This is a genomic window from Actinosynnema sp. NPDC091369 (assembly GCF_044757065.1).
Lineage (GTDB): Bacteria > Actinomycetota > Actinomycetes > Mycobacteriales > Pseudonocardiaceae > Actinosynnema.
In genome coordinates this window covers 1-1,415 of record NZ_JBIVUG010000037.1, presented here as the reverse complement: position 1 = coordinate 1,415, position 1,415 = coordinate 1, and the positions used below count along the sequence as shown (strand labels likewise).

Genomic DNA, 1,415 nt, shown 5'->3' with positions numbered 1-1,415 from the left:
CTTGAGTTTTAACCGGGTTGTTTGGTTCTGACTCGTTTTGGTGTGTCTGGTTTGGGGTGCTTCCTGCCGACGGGGTGGCGTGGGGCGGGTCCGGACAGGGAGCCTTTGGGGCGACCGGGGCCGGGTGTGGTGGATCTCGGCACGCGGGCGGGATTGGCGGTTTTCCGGCGGAGGTGAGGGAATCCGCGGCGGACCCGGCCGGGTGTCATGCGGTCGGGGTGCAGGGGTTTCTCCCAGGGGCGGCGCAGGTCCGCGACCAGTCCTCTGGCCAGGCGTAGCTGGGTGTAGGCGGCGACGATCAGCCAGGCCCACCGGTCGGCCTGTTCCGGGGTGCGCAGCCGGGGGCGGGTCAGTCCGAGGGTTTGTTTGAGGAACCGGAAGGTGTGCTCGAGGTCGAATCGGCGTAGGTAGCTGTGCCACAACAGGTCCAGTTCGGTGGCGGTGGGCGGGTTCGGGTCGCTGGACCACAGCCACAGGGGGTCGGGTTTGCGGTTGCCGGGCAGTCGGTCGACGCGCAGCAGGATGATCGTGGCCTCGATGACGGGCAGCAGGCCGGGGTGGTGTTTCCAGGCGCCGCGGCCTTGCAGCACGGGGTGCAGCCGGGACCAGGCGCGGGTGTGGACCGTGCCGTACCGGTCGTGGTCGTTGACGGTCTCCTGGTCGGGTGTGTGCCAGGTGCGGGGGTCGGAGAGGGCGAACCGGTGGCCGTGGCGGGGTGGCAGGCCGCGGCCGCCCGGCGCGCGGGGTGGGGCGGGGGCGTGCACGACCCGGCGGGCGTTGATTCGTCCGAGCAGGTGCACGGGCAGGTCCGTGAGCAGCCAGGTCAGGCGCGTGATGTCGTAGCCGGCGTCGAGCACGATCAGTACCGGCGGGTCGCCCGGGCGCAGGTGTCCGGCGGTGGTCAGCCGGTCGAGCAGGTCACGGATCTGGGTGGCGGTAACCGCGGTGGGGTCCTCGTCGGGGTCGATGCGCCGGATGTCCAGCGGCGCGGTCCAGGAGGTGCGGCCGGCGCCGAGCGCGGCGGCCACCGAGTAGGGCCAGCCGGGGATGGTCCGACGGTTGCCGTCGCATCGGCAGGGCCGGTGGCAGTGTGAGCGGCCCGGTGAGCATTCCGCGTCCGGGCGTGGCCACGGGGTGACGTCGATTCCGATGGCCAGTCGTCCGCCGAAGCGGGGCAGTCGCAGTCCGGTCAGTGCCGCCCGCAACCGGCCGATCTCGATCCGGCCGTGGGCCAGGGCGTCGTACATGGCGCCGTGTCCGCGTCGGTGCACCGGGGTGAGGGACAGTTCCGGCAGGGAGGTCACCGGGCCGTCGGCGCACAGCACCGCGTCGCACAACTCGAACAACGAGTCCGCCCGCGCGCTCAGGCAGTCGTGGAACTCCTCACGGAACCCGGTCAGCACCCCGAGCCCGTC

1 protein-coding gene is annotated in these 1,415 nt (G+C 71.8%); it reads right to left on the bottom strand.

Going from position 1 to position 1,415, the window contains the following annotated elements; genetic code table 11:
- Positions 1 to 8 precede the first annotated feature (8 nt).
- Positions 9 to 1,415 (bottom strand): NF041680 family putative transposase (locus ACIQMJ_RS40860; protein WP_499766393.1); only part of this gene is annotated, 1,407 nt, incomplete at its 5' end.